The following is a 16,837-nucleotide window of genomic DNA, read 5'->3' on the forward strand; positions in this document are numbered from 1 at the left end:
CGGACGCGGTCAGCGGAATAGAGCGTCGAACAGGTTCTGCGGCTGATGCGGCGGCGGCGGAGCCGGTGCCGGACCCTCGTTCGACGGGAAGAACTTGCGCGAGGGCTTCTGGCGCGGCTGGACGGGCACGCCGCGCGGCGCCTCCACGTCCACCTGCCCGGCCGCATTGAGCTGCTGCGCGGTCTTCGTGGGGTCCTTGCCCGGGCGCTTCGCCTTCTCGGGCTTGGCCGCGACGGCCGGGACGTCTTCCTGCTCCTTGGCTTCGGCGATCACATCGCTGCCGCCTTTGCAGTCGACCAGCCACACGTCGTAGATCGGATGCTCGATCGCGTGCAGCCCGGGGCTCGACGCGAACATCCAGCCGGTGAAGATGCGGCGGTACTTGTTGTCGAGTGTCACCTCGTCGACCTCGAGGAAGGCCGTGGTCTTGGCGCTCTCGGTGGGCGGACGCGTGTAGCAGACCCGCGGGGTGAGCTGCAGCGCGCCGAACTGCACGGTCTCGTCGACCGCCACCTCGAAATTGACGATCCGGCCGGTAATCTTGTCGAGGCCGGAGAAGACCGCGGTCGGGTTCTTGATCTTGTCGGCGGCGGCAGGGCTGGCGCAGATGGCGAGCGCCAGGCTCGGGGCGAGCGCGCGGCGTGCGAAGGCGGTGATGCGGCTCAAGGCTCGGACCCCTAGACGAGGGTGGCCGGCCGCGCCAACGATTGCGCGGCGGACGATCGGGATTGGCCCGTCATGAACACCGGAACGGTGGCGGCAAAAGGGCGCCGGGTCCGCGGGAGACCGGGGATCTACTCGCCCGGCGACCAGGAGACGTAGTCGCCGGTGGCCGCCGGCCGCTGGCCCCAGGAGAGCTGCGAACCCGCCGGCCGGTACGCGTTGGCCGTGCCGGTCTGGTTCTCGATATGCGGCTTCTGCCAAGCCTTCGGCTCGTAGTTCTCCTCGCTCGGGGCGAGATCGACATTGTGGCAGAGCCAGCCACGCCAGCCGGGGGGGACCTTCGAGGCGTCGGCATAGCCGTTGTAGACGACCCAGCGGCGCTCCGAACCGACCGAGCGGTCGATTAGCGCGCCTTCCGCCTTGTAGTACTTGTTCCCGAACTCGTCCTCGCCGACGAAAATGCCGGTGCGGGCGGTCTGGAGCGCCAGGGAGACGGTCTGGCCGTTCCACCATGTGAAGACGCGCAGCAAAGTGTCCTTCAGCGCCATCGCCGGTCCCGAGATCGTGCCGCGCCGCGGGGGCGCTTCTCGGCGTCGTTATGGTGACCGCGCGCCCGCGAGTCCAGCCGCGAGACGGAAGTGTCGCTGCGCGGCAACGCTCAAGGCGGGCTTTCCGCTCCCTGTTTCGGCCGGGCGCCCACCGCTCTCTCGACGGTTGTGAATCTAAAATTTTCCCGATCCGATTCCGGAAAGCGGGAAGGACACTTATCCAGGCCCGGGACGATATCCACAGGCTTTTGCGAGCCGGCACAACATCTAGCGGGGAACAAGGCCGCCGAACACCACTTGTTGACGTGAGAGTGAAGGCGGCGGTATTCTCCCGGCATCGGTCGCGACCTTGGAGTGGCGCGTTGAGCAGGGGCGACCGTTCCTAGATTTCGTTCGCGACACCGGGTGACGACCCTTCGCCGGGCGTGTTCGGCCGCGAATCCCAATATCGGGCATAGACCCCGCGTCGCGCGGGGCCGGGGCCGTCGTGTCCCGTCGGAAGAGGTGTGTTTCATGCGGTTCGAGCGTCGCTATACAACGGCCGGACAATCGCCCTACGCCGGGATCCCCTTCCGCAAGGCCCTGAGCGAGATCCGCAATCCGGACGGGTCGATTGTGTTCCGCCTCGACGGCATCGACGTGCCGGAGAGCTGGAGCCAGGTGGCGAGCGACGTCCTCGCGCAGAAGTATTTCCGCAAGGCGGGTGTGCCGGCCCGCCTCCGCAAGGTCGAGGAGAACGCGGTTCCCTCGTTCCTGTGGCGCTCGGTGCCCGACGAGGCGGCGCTGGCGGATCTGCCGGAGGACGAGCGCTTCGTTTCGGAATCCTCCGCCACGCAGGTCTTCGACCGGCTCGCCGGCTGCTGGACCTACTGGGGCTGGAAGGGCGGCTATTTCTCGTCGGAGGCGGACGCGTCCGCCTTCATGGACGAGTTGCGCTTCATGCTCGCCCGCCAGATGGTGGCGCCGAACTCGCCGCAATGGTTCAACACCGGCCTGCATTGGGCCTACGGCATCGATGGCCCGAGCCAGGGACACTATTACTGCGACCCGCAGACCGGCGTGCTGACCAAGTCGGCCACGGCCTACGAGCACCCGCAGCCGCATGCCTGCTTCATCCAGTCGGTCCAGGACGACCTCGTCAACGAGGGCGGCATCATGGACCTGTGGGTGCGTGAGGCGCGCCTGTTCAAGTACGGTTCGGGCACCGGCTCGAACTTCTCGCAGCTGCGCGCCGAGAACGAGAAGCTCGGCGGCGGCGGCAAGTCGTCGGGTCTGATGAGCTTCCTAAAGATCGGCGACCGGGCGGCGGGCGCGATCAAGTCGGGCGGCACCACCCGGCGTGCCGCCAAGATGGTGATCGTCGATATCGACCACCCGGATATCGAGGCCTTCATCGACTGGAAGGTGAAGGAGGAGCAGAAGGTCGCCGCCCTGGTGACCGGCTCGAAGGTCGTCTCCAAGCACCTGACCCTGGTGATGAAGGCCTGCACCCAGTGCGAGGCGGAAGGCGACGCCTGCTTCGACGCCGAGCGCAACCCGGCGCTCAAGCGCGAGATCAAGGCTGCCCGGCGGGCGTCCGTGCCGGACGCCTACATCAAGCGCGTGGTGCAGTTCGCTCGTCAGGGCTTCACCAAGATCGAATTCCCCGTCTACGACACCGACTGGGATTCCGAGGCCTACCTGACGGTGGCCGGCCAGAACTCCAACAACTCGGTCTCCCTGACCGACGGCTTCCTGCGCGCCGTCGAGGCGGACGCGGACTGGAACCTCACGGCTCGCACCACCGGCAAGGTCACCAAGACCCTGAAGGCGCGTGAGCTGTGGGAGCGGATCGGCGAGGCCGCCTGGGCGTCGGCGGATCCGGGCCTGCACTTCAACACCACGATGAACGACTGGCACACCTGCCCGGCGGGTGGGCGGATCCGGGCCTCGAACCCGTGCTCCGAGTACATGTTCCTCGACGACACTGCCTGCAATCTCGCCTCGGCGAACCTGCTGACGATGTACGACCGGGATACCAAGCGCTTCGACGTGGAGGCGTTCGAGCATCTCAACCGCCTCTGGACGGTGGTGCTCGAGATCTCCGTGATGATGGCGCAGTTCCCATCCAAGGAGATCGCGGAACTCTCCTACCGATACCGGACGCTGGGTCTCGGCTACGCCAATATCGGCGGCCTGCTGATGACCATGGGCCTGCCCTACGATTCCGATGCGGGCCGGGCACTGGCCGGCGCGCTCACCGCGATCATGACCGGTGTGGCCTACGCCACCTCCGCCGAGATGGCTGCCGAACTCGGCACCTTCCAGGCCTATGACGAGAACGCCGACGCGATGCTGCGGGTGATCCGCAACCACCGCAGGGCCGCGCATGGCGAGACCGCAGGCTACGAATTCCTGAATGTCGCGCCGGTCGCCCTCGACCATGCCAACATCCCGCAGGCCGACCTGGGCGACCATGCCCGCGCCGCCTGGGACCGGGCGCTGAAGCTCGGCGAGGAGCACGGCTACCGGAACGCGCAGGCCACCGTGATCGCGCCCACCGGCACGATCGGCCTCGTGATGGATTGCGACACCACGGGCATCGAGCCCGACTTCGCCCTGGTGAAGTTCAAGAAGCTCGCCGGTGGCGGCTACTTCAAGATCATCAACCAGGCCGCGCCGGACGCCCTGCGGGCGCTGGGCTACCGCGAATCCGAGATCGCCGAGATCGAGGCCTACGCGGTCGGCCACGGCTCCATGGGCCAGGCGCCGGGGATCAACCCGACGACGCTCCGCGCCAAGGGCTTTTCGGACGAGAAGATCGCCGCGGTGGAGAAGGGGCTGAAGTCGGCCTTCGACATCAAGTTCGTGTTCAATCGCTGGACGCTCGGCGACGACTTCCTGATCCAGACCCTGAAGGTCCCGGCAGAGAAGCTTGCGGACCCGACCTTCGAGCTGCTGCCGTTTCTCGGCTTCTCCAAGAAGGAGATCGAGGCCGCCAACACCCACATCTGCGGGGCGATGACGCTGGAGGGCGCGCCCTTCCTCAAGCTGGAACACTACGCGGTCTTCGACTGCGCCAACCCGTGCGGCCGGATCGGCAAGCGCTACCTCTCGGTCGAGAGCCACATCCGCATGATGGCGGCGGCCCAGCCCTTCATCTCGGGGGCGATCTCCAAGACCATCAACATGCCGAACGACGCCACGGTGGAAGATTGCAAGGCGGCCTACCTGCTGTCCTGGCGTCTCGCCCTCAAGGCGAACGCCCTCTACCGCGACGGCTCGAAGCTGTCGCAGCCGCTCAACTCGGCCCTCATCTCGGATGAGGACGACGAGGCGGATGAGGGCATCGAGGCGCTGATCCAGGCCCCGGCCGCCGCCAAGGCTGCCGCGGTGGCGGAGAAGATCGTCGAGCGGGTGATCGAGCGGGTGGAGCGCATCCGCTCCCGCGAGAAGCTGCCGGCCCGGCGCAAGGGGTACACCCAGAAGGCAGTCGTGGGCGGCCACAAGGTCTACCTGCGCACCGGCGAGTACGACGACGGGCGGCTGGGCGAGATCTTCATCGACATGCACAAGGAGGGCGCGACCTTCCGGAGCTTGATGAACAACTTCGCCATCGCGATCTCGCTCGGCCTCCAGTACGGCGTGCCGCTGGAGGAATACGTGGAGGCCTTCACCTTCACGCGGTTCGAGCCGGCGGGCTTCGTGCAGGGCAACGACGCGATCAAGAACGCGACCTCGCTCCTCGACTACGTCTTCCGCGAGCTGGCCGTCTCGTATCTCGGCCGCGCCGACCTCGCCCATGTCAGCCCCGCCGAGATCGGCGGCACGGTGATCGGCGGCGGCGAGAGCGGCGACACGACCCGCGAGGGCCCGAAGCCCGCACCGGCCTCCTCGGTGGTCTCGCGCGGTCTGCTGCGCGGCTCGGCCGACCGGCTGACCCTGATCCAGGGCGGTCCGGCGGGCGGGACGGTCGGTGTCGGCGCGGCGAGCGCCGGTCAGTCGGCCCCGGCCGGCGGAACGGTCCACGCGATCCGGGGCAGCACCGCGCTGAAAGCGGAGCCGGTGGCACCCGGTCAGGCCGAGACCATCGCGGACGCCCTGCCCTTCGCAAAGGTGGAGCGGACCGTCGCGGACCGCCGCGCCGAGGCGAAGATGAAAGGCTATGTCGGCGAGGCCTGCCCGGAATGCGCGAACTTCACGCTGGTCCGCAACGGCACCTGCCTGAAGTGCGACACCTGCGGGTCCACGACGGGGTGCTCGTAATCCCGACGTCCTGGGGTGGATGTGACGTGCAGCAAAGTCCAACCAGTACATGCGGATATGCTGCCAGCCTATGAGGGAATGTGAAGCGAAGCATAAGATAAGCCTGGGGAACCAAATTTAGCGGAGAGCGGGATTGGTCCTAAACAGAGGGAGGATTGGTCCCTCGCCATAGGCAAGTTTGGTCCCAACTTCCTTTTGAAGCCGATTTCGCCAGTGTGTTGCCTTGGAACTTCGCTCGGTTCAGCGCCGAGCAGGTTCTCGTTCAAAACAGCAAAAACGGCGGCGGGTCTCGGCCCGCCGCCGAATACCAACCCGAACAAAACGGGATCATGATTTCGGGGGTGGCCCAGGATCCTCGCGGCACGCCATTCCTGGCCTGCAGTGTTCGAACCGAGCAGGGACATCGACATGACCTTGGAGGAACCCGTCAGTCAGCCTGACACCGGGGTAGAGGCGGAGCCGCCTACGCCGGCGACGCTTCAGACCCCGGAGCTTCGGTACATCGAGAGGATGAGGATCGGCGTCAGGTTCTGCCTGCTGATCCCTGCCCGATCCCATACCGTCGAACGGGTCACATCCATCCGCATCTCGGCCAAGCGAGATATCGAGATCTACCATCTCGCCGGCGACGAGCGGATCGCCGTCGCACATCGGCGTCTGTCGACGGTGCCACCTGGAGTGACCGGGGTCCTGCTCCAGGAGGACGGGCGCAAGCCGCGCTGGCAATGGCACGTGCGGCTGGCTGAATTCTCAGCCAAGCACCGTGCCGATCCACGAGGATCGGCCCAGGAGATCGAGGGGTCCTGGAAGGACGGCTTTCGTTTCAGGACCGAGACCACCACCGCCCAGGGTGAGGTCGCCGAGGGCGGCCAAGGCTTGCGTCCGCCCCAGGTCGGCGCGCTCCATTCCATCGGCGCACATTGGAGTGTGTTCTCGACAGAGCCGGCCACCGTCGTCATGCCCACGGGAACGGGCAAGACCGAGACGATGCTCTGCGCCGTCGTCAACTATCGACGGGGCCCGACCTTGGTGGCCGTCCCGTCGGACGCGCTTCGCTGGCAGACGGCCAGGAAATTCGAGAACTTCGGCAAGTTGCCGGAACTGGGGCTGGTCGATCCGGATATCCGCAACCCGGTCGTGGGCATCATTACGAAGGAACCCACCCGCAGCGAGGATCTCGACCTGCTCAGGGGCTGCAACGTCGTGGTCGGCGTCATGGCCTCGCTCGCGGGCGCCGCGACCGAGCCCCTTTTTCCCGAGATCGCCGAAGCCGTAGGCACCCTGTTCGTGGACGAGGCGCACCACGTGGCCTCGGATACCTGGAGCGCTTTCCGGAGCCACTTCAGTCGGCACCAGATCGTGCAGTTCACGGCGACGCCCTTCAGGCTCGATGGAAAGCTGGTCGATGGGCGCGTCATCTTCAGTTACCCGCTCGCGGCCGCCCAGCGAGACGGGTACTTCAAGCCGATCAAGTTCGTTTCGGTCTTCCAGATCGACCCGGGCAAGGCCGACGAGGAAATGGCCGACGAAGCCATCGCGGCCCTGAGGGCGGACCTGAAGGCCGGCCTGAACCACCTGCTCATGGCCCGGTGCGCGCGCATCCAACGCGGCGAAGGCCTGCTCGAACTCTATCGACGCCTGGCGCCGGAGACGAACCCGGTCCTGATCCATTCGGAGATGACGGAAATCGAGGTCGCGCAGGCCTTGGATGCCCTTCGGGCGGGCCGCCACCGCATCGTCGTCTGCGTCAACATGCTCGGCGAGGGCTTCGACCTGCCCGAGCTCAAGGTCGCAGTCCTGCACGACCTACACAAAAGCCTGCCGGTCCTCCTGCAGTTCACCGGCCGGTTCACACGTCGCTCCGGCAAGCGCATCGGTAACGCAACCGTGGTCGCGAACATCGCCGATCCGAAGGTGTCTTCGAAGCTGGAGCGCCTCTATAGCGAGAGCGCCGACTGGAACCAGTTGCTGAGCGAAGCCAGCTCGAAGGCGGCGCGCGATCATGCCGAGCTGATCGCCTTCCTGCGGGACTCCACCGCACTCGTGCCGGAGGAGAACGTCGAGGGGCTGAGGATCTCGAAGAACCTGCTGAGGCCGAAGTTCAGCACCATCACATATCTCTGCGACGAGTTCACGCCCAAGACCTTCCACGAGGGCATTCCCGACAAGACCTTCGTCCATGCCGCATGGCAGAACGATGCGGCGTCGCTGGTCTATTTCGTGACGAGGCGGGAGGAGCGGGTCAGATGGACCCGGAGCAAGAAGGTCGCCGACCGCCAATGGGACCTTTTCGTTTTGTTCCATGACGAGGAGGCCGGCCTCCTGCATGTGAACTCCTCCGACAAGAGCAGCTTGCACGAGGGGCTTGCAAGCGCGGTCGGCGCGACCGCGCGGATTGACGGGGAGAAGACCTTCCGCGCCCTGGGCGGCATCAATCGGCTGATCTTCAGCAACATCGGCGTGCGCAAGCACGGTCGCCGGAACATGAGCTTCGCCATGTATACGGGCTCCGACGTGAGGCAGGCGCTCACGCTGACGGAGACGACCGGCGCCACGAAATCGAACCTGGACGGTCGAGGCTGGGAGGGAGGGACCGTCGTCTCGCCTGGCTGTTCGGCGAAGGGGCGGGTCTGGTCCAAGGCTCAAGGCACCATTCCGCAATGGCTGAGATGGTGCCGGCCCATAGGGCGCAAGCTTCTCGATCCCGCGATCAACGTCGACAAGATCCTCCACAACGTCCTCATCCCCACCGAGGTGAAGACTGCGTTCCCGGACGAGCGGGTGCTCTCGGTCGAATGGCCCGCGGAGACATTGAAGACCTCCGACGAACGCATCGTCTTGTGCAAGGACGGGCGACAGGTCCCGATGGCCTATTGCCAATGGGAGCACGAGGCCGAGGCATCCTCGTCGACCCGACTGGCCTTCAGGCTCGTCTCCGCAAGGGGCGAATTCAATGACCGCGTCGAGTTGGTGCTGGACGCGGTTCGGGGCTATCGCTTCGTCGGACCGGAGAACATCCGGCTGCGGCAAGGCAGGCTGGACGTGCCCTTGCCAGATTATCTGTACGACTATCCCCTTGTCGTCCGTTACGTCAGCCTGAAGGAGCTGGAAGGCGACCTTGTCTACCAGCAGACCAGCACGGCTCCGGCACGTATCGAAGACCGCCAGTTGCAGCCGTGGGACTGGACCGACGTCGACATCCACGTCGAGTCTACTTGGAAGGAAGGGGTCGAGAGGCCGCGCTCGGTCCAGTCCCGCATGGCGACCCACTACGTCGACGAGGGCTTCGACATCGTCTTCAATGACGATGACGCCGGAGAGGCGGCGGACCTCATCTGCATGCAGGAGGGCGACGAGACCATTAGGCTCGTCCTGGTTCACTGCAAGTACTCGGGCAAGCCGGACCCTGGCGAGCGGATTAAGGACGTTGTCGAGGTATCGTCGCAGGCGATCCGCTCGGCCTCGTGGCGCGGCGGTTTCGACCGACTTCACAGGCACATGCTCACGCGCTGCAAGATGATCGGCAACGGCAGTCCTTCCCGGTCCCGGTTTATCGCGGGCTCGGCCGCCTCGTTGGCCCAACTCGCGCGCGCCTCAAGGATGAAGCCAATCGCCTTCGAGATCCTCATCGTGCAGCCCGGAGTGCGGCGGTCGAGGCTGACCGACGACCAAGCCGTCGTGCTGGGTTCCGCCGCCGCCTATCTCCGGCAAACCGTCGACGTCGAGCTGGCCGTCGTCTGCTCGGCGTGAAACGGCCCTGCACCGCCACTGGTCTCGACGGCCGTGACGTATGCCGCCGAGCCCAGGCATCGTGCAAACCGACCGCCACGAACACGGCAGTGAGGCTCAAGGGGCTGCCGGAGGACACCGCACGCTAACCGGCTTCGCCTTTGAGCTCCGCTCAGCGCGGGCCCCAAATGACGTTTTGTCACCTTAAATGACTTTACGCTCCATCGACAGGGACGCGGTCGGATCGTCGAGGAACTGAGCCGCCATCTCGACCGCGGCTCGGTATGAGACCGGGGCCGGGATGGCGCGGCTCCATACGATGTGTGCGGCGGCGTTCGGGTCGGTAAGCCGCGCGTTCTTCTTGTTTTCCAAGAAGGCATGCGTCGATGCCCAAAGCTGCACGGTCTCGTCGAGATTCAGGGACTTGTCGGCCCGCCGCTCACCGCGCGTGGACGATGGCCTCGACGATGTCCCCCGTGCCGTAGAGTTTGGCCACGAACAGGCCGTGGTCTGGGACGTCCTCGTCCGCGAGGCGATGCCGGCCCGAGGTCGGGACGAGGCGGATGTCGGGCCACGACGCGTGGACGCGGGCGGCCAGGGTCTTGCCGCACATGGACCCGGGCATGTCGATGTCGGTGAACAGCACGCCGATGTCGTCGCGGCGCTCAAGGATGTCCCAGGCCTCGTCGGCGTCGCGGGCCTCGACCGTCGCGAGGCCGAAGTCCTCCAGCAACTCGACGGCGTACAGGCGCACGAGGGCGTCGTCCTCGACGACGAGGACCAGGGAGGCATCGAGGGCGCGCTTCGCGGACATGAGCCGTCAACGAGGCTCACACCTTGGCCGTCTGAGCCAAACCAAAAGGCCTCCGGGAAACTCGGCGCGGTTCATTCGGATCGCGGGCGATGCGGGATTTGCGTTGGCCGCAAGTGGCCACGAAGGCGTTCGTTCCTTCGTTGCGGGGCTGCTCGATCTTGGTTCGGAGGGGCGGCGTGCGAACGGCGGGCTGCAATCCGCTTTGGGGCCGCTGCACGATTGGCCCGCCAACAGTCGCCACTCCGCAGATCAGTTCGGGCTTCGCGATCTCGTCCGCGAGGTTGCTGCGGCGAACATGCCATTGGGTGCCGACGAGGTGTGCTTATGGGGACCCGTCGGGCCGCGAAAGCTGCACTCGATCCGCTCCGCCTCGCGTGAAACGCACGTGCACTTGGAAACGCGCGAGGGGAGCGCGGGGTCGATGTCGCCGAACGCCTTGGTCGCAACCGGATCGCAGCAGTCTTGCAGCCTGTGCGACTGTCGCGCGTCCCCTTTGACGTGCTGCGTAAGATCCAGGAGCACTTCCTCGCGGTGATCCGAGGCTGTGCCGACGACCTCGTTCGCGATGCACGGCTACGACCGCTGGAGATCGCGCACCTCCTTGAGATACGCCTCGACCCAGAACCGGCCTGGCTCGCCGTGCTGGGCATGTACGGAGGTTTCGCCTGCCGGCTGCCCGAGACACTCCGCATCACGAGACGAGAAAAACAGCCGGTCGGCCATGCACGAGGGGGCGATGTGCCAGCCGACCGGCCAACCGTGCACCCTCGAGAGGGCGGCACGATGCTTGGTGCGCCCGTGTGGGCGCGAAACTCACCTTGCGTGCGCAGCCGATCCCTCGTGTGCGGATCTCTTGGCGGAGATAGCGCCGGTTCGCGGACCCTTCGATGTCCACTCCGGATCAGAGCGCGGACCCCCAGGGCCGTCTGTTGGTCCCTGGAGCTGGCCGGGGACGACGTCGGCCACGCGCTTCCATGACTGCGAGGCGCAAAACACCAGCATGCAGCCTTTCACAGTCAGCGCTGACGGTTGATCGCTCCATACCGTCACGTCGTAGGATTTGCCGTTGTCAGCGTTGTAGATCTTGCCCTCGTAGCGCCCCTCCGCGTTCGGCTTCAAGCCGAGCAACATCTGGTGGCCGAGCTGGGGCCGGGCCTGCCAAGCCGGGTTCGGGTTGTAGCGGTCGACTTTCGATTTGCCGTCCTTGTCGAGCGGCTCACTGCCCCATACGACGAAGCCGCACAGGCGGGAGGCGTCGGACCCGCACCGCTCGGTCCGGACCCGGGCGCGGCCGTCTTCCGTGAACCAGGTGCCGAACGGCTCGGCGGCACGGGCCGCGTTCAACCGGCCGCACGTGACGGTCGCGACGGCGGCCACCAAGGCGACCGCGGCCAAGCGGTATATGGGAGCGGTCATCGGATTCCTTCTGCAAGCTGTTGGACCGTGGCGCTCACGGTGCGGTCGCCGCGTGCCCGGCCGCCTCGTCGCGCGGTCCAACGAACCGTCCGAACACGCGCCCGAGAAGACCGCCCAGGCTGTCCATCAGCAGGAACACGGCCGGCACGAAGACGAGCGACAGCAGGGTCGAGACGATCAGGCCGGCGATGACCGCCACCGCCATCGGTGCGCGGAACTCGCCGCCGACGCCGAACGCCATCGCAGAGGGCACCATGCCGGCGGCCATCGCGATGGTGGTCATCACGATGGGCCGTGCGCGCTTGCGGCCGGCATCGACGATTGCCGTGACCCGGTCGACGCCGCGCCCCATCTCCTCGACCGCGAAGTCGACCAGCATGATGGCGTTCTTGGTCACCAGCCCCATCAGCATCAAGATGCCGATCACCACCGGCATCGAGATCGGCATGTGGAAGACGAGCAGGCCGAGGATAGCGCCGCCGATGGAGAGCGGCAGCGAGAACAGGATGGTCAGCGGCTGGAGGAAGTTGCCGAACAGCAGGACGAGTACCGCGTAGACCATCATGATGCCGGCGCCCATCGCCATCAGGAAGCCGGAGAACACCTCCTGCATGATCTCGGCGTCGCCGGTCTGCCTGATGGTCACGCCCGGGCGCAAATTGCGCGCGGTCGGCGTCTGCATGGCCTCGGCAATGAGCGAGCCGAGGGCTTCCGAGCCCTCCATGTTCGCCTCGACGGCGACGCGCACCGCCCGGTCGTAGCGGTCAATGGCGCCGGGGCCTTGGTCGAGCTCGATGTCGGCCACCACGGCGAGGGGCACGGCGGCCCCGTCCTTGGCCGGCACCTTCAGGTTCTCCAGGCGCGAGACCGCGCCGCGGGCGCTCTCGGGCAGTTGCACCCGGATCGGCACCTGACGGTCGGCGGCGTTGAACTTCGCCAGGTTCAGACCGATGTCGCCGATGGTGCCGACCCGCACGGTCTCGGCGATGGCGTCGGTCGAGACGCCGAGGTCGGCCGCCACGCCCTCCTTCGGCCGGATGCGCACCTCGGTCCGGTTCAGCGGAGCAGTCGACATCACCGCCACGAGGTGCGGGATGGCGGCCATGTCGCGCTGCAGGCGCGCGGCGACTTCGGTGACCACGTCGGCGTCGGGCCCGCTCACCACCAGGGCGAGGTCGCGCTGGCCGCTGTCGCGCAGGGTCCAGGACCGGATGTCGGGCTCCTCGGCCAGCAGGGCTGCGATCTCGGCTTCGACCGTCCACTGGCGCTTGGCGCGCGAGGCCTTCGGCGTAAGGTTGACGGTCAGGGTCGCGAGCCGGGTCTCCTTCTTGCCGCCGACCTGCCGTCCGCCGTCGACGAAGACCGAGGTCACCTCGGGCAGCGCCCGGATGCGCGAGACCACACGGTCGGAGACCGCGACCGTATCGGCGAGCTTCGCGCCCGGCGCCAGCTCGACCATGAACAGGGTACGGGCGTTGTCCTGCTTCGGGATGAAGCCGGAGGGCAGCAGGCCCGTCGACACGATGGAGGCGGCGAACAACGCGAGGCCCGCGAACAGCGTGACGACCCGGTGGCGCACCGACCAGCCGACGAGGCGGCCGTAGGCGCGCATCACTAGGCCCTCGCGCTCCTCGGCATGGCCGTGGTCGCGCAGGAAGTAGGCGGCGAGCATCGGAGTGATCAGGCGCGCAACGAGCAGCGACATGAACACCGAGACCGCGATGGTGAGGCCGAACTGGATGAAGTAGCGGCCTGCGATGCCCGGCATGAACGAGACCGGCGCGAACACCGCGATCAGGGTCGCCGTGATGGCGATGACCGCCAGCCCGATCTCGTCGGCGCCCTCGATGGCGGCCCGGAACGGCGACTTGCCCAGCCGCATATGCCGGACGACGTTCTCGATCTCGACGATGGCGTCGTCGACGAGGATGCCGGTGACCAGCGTAATGGCGAGTAGGCTAATGCCGTTGAGGGTGAAGCCGAGCGCATCCATCGCCCAGAAGGTCGGGAACACCGAGAGCGGCAGCGCGACCGCGGCGATGAGCGTGGCGCGCCAGTCGCGCAGGAACAGCAGCACCACGATGACCGCCAGCAGCGCCCCCTCGATCAGGGTGTGCATGGCGGAATCGTACGAGCCGATGGTGGACGATACGGAGGAGTCGATCAGCTCGAACTGCAGGTCGGGGTAGCTCGCCTGGAACTCGGCAATCTTCCTCTGCACCCCGGCCGCGACCTCGGCGTCGCTCGCGCCAGAGCCGCGCGACACCGCGAAGGCGACCACCGGCTCGCCGTTGAAGCGCGCGAAGGTGCGCGGCTCCTCGATGCCGTCCTCGACCGTGGCGAGGTCGTCGAGCCGGACCTTGCGGCCGCCCGGCAGGACGATGGAGGTGGCCTTGAGGTCGCGCAGGGTGCGCGAGGCGGCGAGCGTGCGAATCGACTGCTCGCGACCGCCGACCTCGCCGCGTCCGCCCGCCATGTCGGCGGAGGTGAGCCGCAATTGACGGTTCACGTCCGCCGCGGTGATGCCGAGCGCCAGCAGACGCTCGGGCTGGAGCACGACCCGCACCTCGCGGGCGACGCCGCCGACGCGCTCGACGCCGCCGACGCCCCTCACGCCCTGGAGCGCCCGGGCGATCTTGTCCTCGACCAGCCAGGACAGGTCGGCCGGCGTCATTGCCGGCGCCTTCACGCCGTAGACGAGGATGGGCAGGCCCGCGATCTCAACGCGGCTGATCACCGGCTCGTCGATGGTGCGCGGAAGGTTGATGCGGATCTTTGAGACCGCGTCCTTCACGTCGTTGACAGCGCGGTCGGTGTTCACCTCCAGCCGGAACTCGACCGTGGTCACGGAGGAGCCCTCGGTGATGGCCGAGGTGATGTGCTTGACGCCCCGGACGCCGGCGATGGAGTCCTCGACCCACTTGGTGACCTGGGTCTGCAGCTCGGCCGGCGCCGCGCCCGACTGGGTGATGGCTACCGAGACGATGGGCACGTCGACGTTGGGCATCTTCGTCACCGCGAGCCCGCGGAAGCTGACGAGGCCGAGCACGACTAGTACCAGGAACAGGACGAGCGGCGCGATGGGGTTGCGGATCGCCCAAGCGGAGACGTTGAGGCGCATCGGACGGCCTTGGCTTCCGTGACGTTGGCTTCGGGGAGCGGGGACGCCGGGGGCTACGGCACGCCGGCTTCGGCGGTGTCCTGCGCGGCGGGCATCGCCGGCATGGCGGCCACCGCCCGCGCGGGCGCCGGGGCTTCGAGCACCGGCCGGACACGGTCGCCGTCGCGCAGGAACGAGCCGGCCCGGGCGACGACGCGCTCGCCCTCATTCAGGCCCGTGCGGATCTCGATCGTGTCCTCGTCGGCGATGCCGATGCGGACGGTGCGGTCCTCGACGCGCTCACCCGTCACGACGAGCACACTGCGGCGCCCGCCGCCGTAGAGCACGGCGGCCTGGGGGACGCTGACGCCGCGGCTGCGGGCGAGCTCGACGGCACCGCGGGCGAAGGTCCCGATGCGCAGGCGCGGGTCGGGGTCGAGCCGCACGCGCACCTTGCCCAGGCGCGTGGCCTTGTCGACCTCGGGGTAGACGGCGCGCACGCGACCGGCGATGCGGCCGCCCTCGCCCATGTCGATCCAGGCCGGGGCGCCCTCGCGCAGCAGGGGCAGCTTGGTCTCGACGACCTCGCCCTCCAACTCGATCTCGCCGCGGGCGATCAGGCGGAACAGCGGCTCGGCCGAGGCCGACGCGGTGATGCCGACCCGGGCGGTACGGCGGCTGACGATTCCGGGCTCCGGGGCGCGGACCTCGGTGCGAGCCAGCCGCAGGGACAGCTCGTCGCGAACGGCACGGGCCTGGGCGAGGTCGGCTTTGGCCATGGCCAGGCCGTTGCGGGCGAAGGCCAGCTTGCCCTCGGACTGGCGCAGGGTGGAGGTCCGGCTCTCCATCACCACCGCCGTGGTGTTGCCGGTCGCCATGAGCGAGCGCGCTCGCTCCAGTCCAAGACGGGCCTCGGTCTCGGCGGCCTCGGCCTGCTCGATGTTGCTCTGGGCCTGAGGCACGGCGGCCTCCGCCTTGGCCACCACCGCGTCCTGCTGGGCGATCTGGCGGTCGATCAGGTCGCGCGACAGGCGCGCCAGCACTTGGCCCTTGGCGACCCGCGCGCCCTCCTCCACCAGCACCTCGGTGACCCGGTAGCCGTCGATCTCGGGCGTCACCAGCACCTCGTCGCGCGGCACGAGGGTGCCAGTCACCGTCACGGTCTCGACGGTCTCTCGCCACATCGCCTCGACCACGCTGACGGCGGGCGCGAGAAGTGGCTTGGCGGCGACGGGAGCCTCGTCGCGGGCCAAGGTAGCCGAGAGGCCGAGCACCAGGAGCGCGGGACCGGCGAGGAAGGCGGCGCGGGTCATCGACGGGTCTCCGGGGGGGCCGCGGCCGCTCGCGGGAGCGAACCGTGCAGGCCGGCTTCGATGAGGGTTTGGAGGTGGGCAACCGCGGCGGCCGAGTCGTGCCCGGGCAGGGTCGCGCGATTGACGACGATGCCCTTCATCAGCGGGTTGACCGCCTCGAACATCGCCGCCGGATCGCAGTCGGGCGAGGCGGCGAGTGCCGTGAACATCCCGCACAGCCACTCGCGGGCCTCAGCTTCGCTGCGGTCGACCAAGGCGGCGATGGCAGGATTCCGGGTCGCCTCGGACCAGAGGTCGAGGCGCAGCACCGCGGCTTCCTGGGTGAGGTCCGTGAAGTAGCGGGCGAGAATGCCGGTCAGGACGGCGCGCTGGTCGCCACCTTGCTCCAGGTCGGCGAGCATGGTCGCGCCACGGGCGCGGTCGCGCTCTGCCATCGCGAGGACGATGTCCTCCTTCGAGGCGAAGTAGCGGTAGAAGTTGCCCTGGCTCATCGCGGCCTCCCGGGCGAGGTCGGCCATGGTGGTGCGGTGGAAGCCGTTCCGGACGAAGCAGGCCTCGGCCGCGGCCAGGATCTGCTCGCGCCGCGCGGCCTGCGCGTCGCGGACCTCGACGACGGTTCCGGTCGCGGCGCTCACGACGTGGAGCCCGCGTCGTGCGGGGCGACCCGGCTCTGGTCCTTGGACGGCAGGACCTCGGCGCAGGCGCGCGATGCCAGACCGAGGCCGGCGCAGGTGCGGGCCTGCCACCCCCCGGGCCCGTTGCCGGTCCAAGCAATCAGTGCCGCCCAACCCAGGAGCACAAAGAGGACGGCGAGCAGGTTGGCCGGACGCGACGCGGCGGCCACGACTGAGCGCAGGAAGCCAAGGGCCTCCTCCGCAGCACTGGTCCGGTTCGTCAGAGCATCAAGTCCGTATGCCATTCGTAAACCCGCTCTTCTACGAAGAAGCAATAGTGAACGTTCATTCTCATGTCAATGAGCGTTCATTCACTGGTGATGACGACGCTCTAG

Annotated in this window: 11 protein-coding genes; 2 read left to right on the forward strand and 9 right to left on the reverse strand. The window is 67.7% G+C overall.

What is annotated here, in order from left to right; genetic code table 11:
- Window positions 1-9 precede the first annotated feature (9 nt).
- Window positions 10-666 (reverse strand): DUF2155 domain-containing protein, encoded by a 657-nt coding sequence (locus BM396_RS15960; RefSeq protein WP_043380931.1) that lies wholly within the window; start codon window positions 664-666, stop codon window positions 10-12.
- A 128-nt stretch (window positions 667-794) separates the two neighbouring features.
- Window positions 795-1,211, reverse strand: a complete 417-nt coding sequence (locus BM396_RS15965) for an NADH:ubiquinone oxidoreductase subunit NDUFA12 (protein WP_078947231.1) — start codon at window positions 1,209-1,211, stop codon at window positions 795-797.
- 513 nt (window positions 1,212-1,724) lie between these two features.
- Here BM396_RS15965 and BM396_RS15970 point away from each other — a divergent pair.
- Window positions 1,725-5,456, forward strand: a complete 3,732-nt coding sequence (locus BM396_RS15970) for a vitamin B12-dependent ribonucleotide reductase (RefSeq protein ID WP_043380934.1) — start codon at window positions 1,725-1,727, stop codon at window positions 5,454-5,456.
- Between the two features lie 408 nt (window positions 5,457-5,864).
- On the forward strand, window positions 5,865-9,206 hold the full coding sequence (locus tag BM396_RS15975) for a DEAD/DEAH box helicase (RefSeq protein ID WP_043381003.1): 3,342 nt from the start codon (window positions 5,865-5,867) through the stop codon (window positions 9,204-9,206).
- Window positions 9,207-9,389: 183 nt separating this feature from the next.
- Here the strand turns inward: BM396_RS15975 and BM396_RS15980 are convergent, their stop codons facing one another.
- From BM396_RS15980 to BM396_RS16010, 7 genes are all read right to left on the reverse strand, one after another.
- Window positions 9,390-9,587, reverse strand: a complete 198-nt coding sequence (locus tag BM396_RS15980; protein WP_043380936.1) for a hypothetical protein — start codon at window positions 9,585-9,587, stop codon at window positions 9,390-9,392.
- A 37-nt stretch (window positions 9,588-9,624) separates the two neighbouring features.
- Window positions 9,625-9,999 carry a response regulator gene (locus BM396_RS15985; protein ID WP_043380939.1) on the reverse strand — a complete coding sequence of 125 codons (375 nt, stop codon included), beginning with the start codon at window positions 9,997-9,999 and terminating at the stop codon, window positions 9,625-9,627.
- Window positions 10,000-10,812: 813 nt separating this feature from the next.
- On the reverse strand, window positions 10,813-11,415 hold the full coding sequence (locus tag BM396_RS15990) for a DUF2147 domain-containing protein (protein ID WP_043380940.1): 603 nt from the start codon (window positions 11,413-11,415) through the stop codon (window positions 10,813-10,815).
- Between the two features lie 34 nt (window positions 11,416-11,449).
- Window positions 11,450-14,536, reverse strand: a complete 3,087-nt coding sequence (locus tag BM396_RS15995) for an efflux RND transporter permease subunit (protein WP_043380942.1) — start codon at window positions 14,534-14,536, stop codon at window positions 11,450-11,452.
- Between the two features lie 53 nt (window positions 14,537-14,589).
- On the reverse strand, window positions 14,590-15,828 hold the full coding sequence (locus tag BM396_RS16000; RefSeq protein ID WP_043380945.1) for an efflux RND transporter periplasmic adaptor subunit: 1,239 nt from the start codon (window positions 15,826-15,828) through the stop codon (window positions 14,590-14,592).
- Entirely contained in the window at window positions 15,825-16,463 is a 639-nt protein-coding gene (locus tag BM396_RS16005) for a TetR/AcrR family transcriptional regulator (RefSeq protein WP_043380947.1), read from the reverse strand. The genes BM396_RS16000 and BM396_RS16005 overlap by 4 nt, the downstream gene beginning before the upstream one ends.
- The gene (locus tag BM396_RS16010) at window positions 16,460-16,747 is read right to left on the reverse strand and encodes a hypothetical protein (protein WP_051975977.1); all 288 of its coding nucleotides are present in this window, start codon (window positions 16,745-16,747) and stop codon (window positions 16,460-16,462) included. Before BM396_RS16010 ends, BM396_RS16005 begins: the two co-directional genes overlap by 4 nt.
- Window positions 16,748-16,837 lie beyond the last annotated feature (90 nt).

It is taken from the genome of Methylobacterium sp. UNCCL125, from assembly GCF_900116795.1.
Lineage (GTDB): Bacteria > Pseudomonadota > Alphaproteobacteria > Rhizobiales > Beijerinckiaceae > Methylobacterium > Methylobacterium fujisawaense.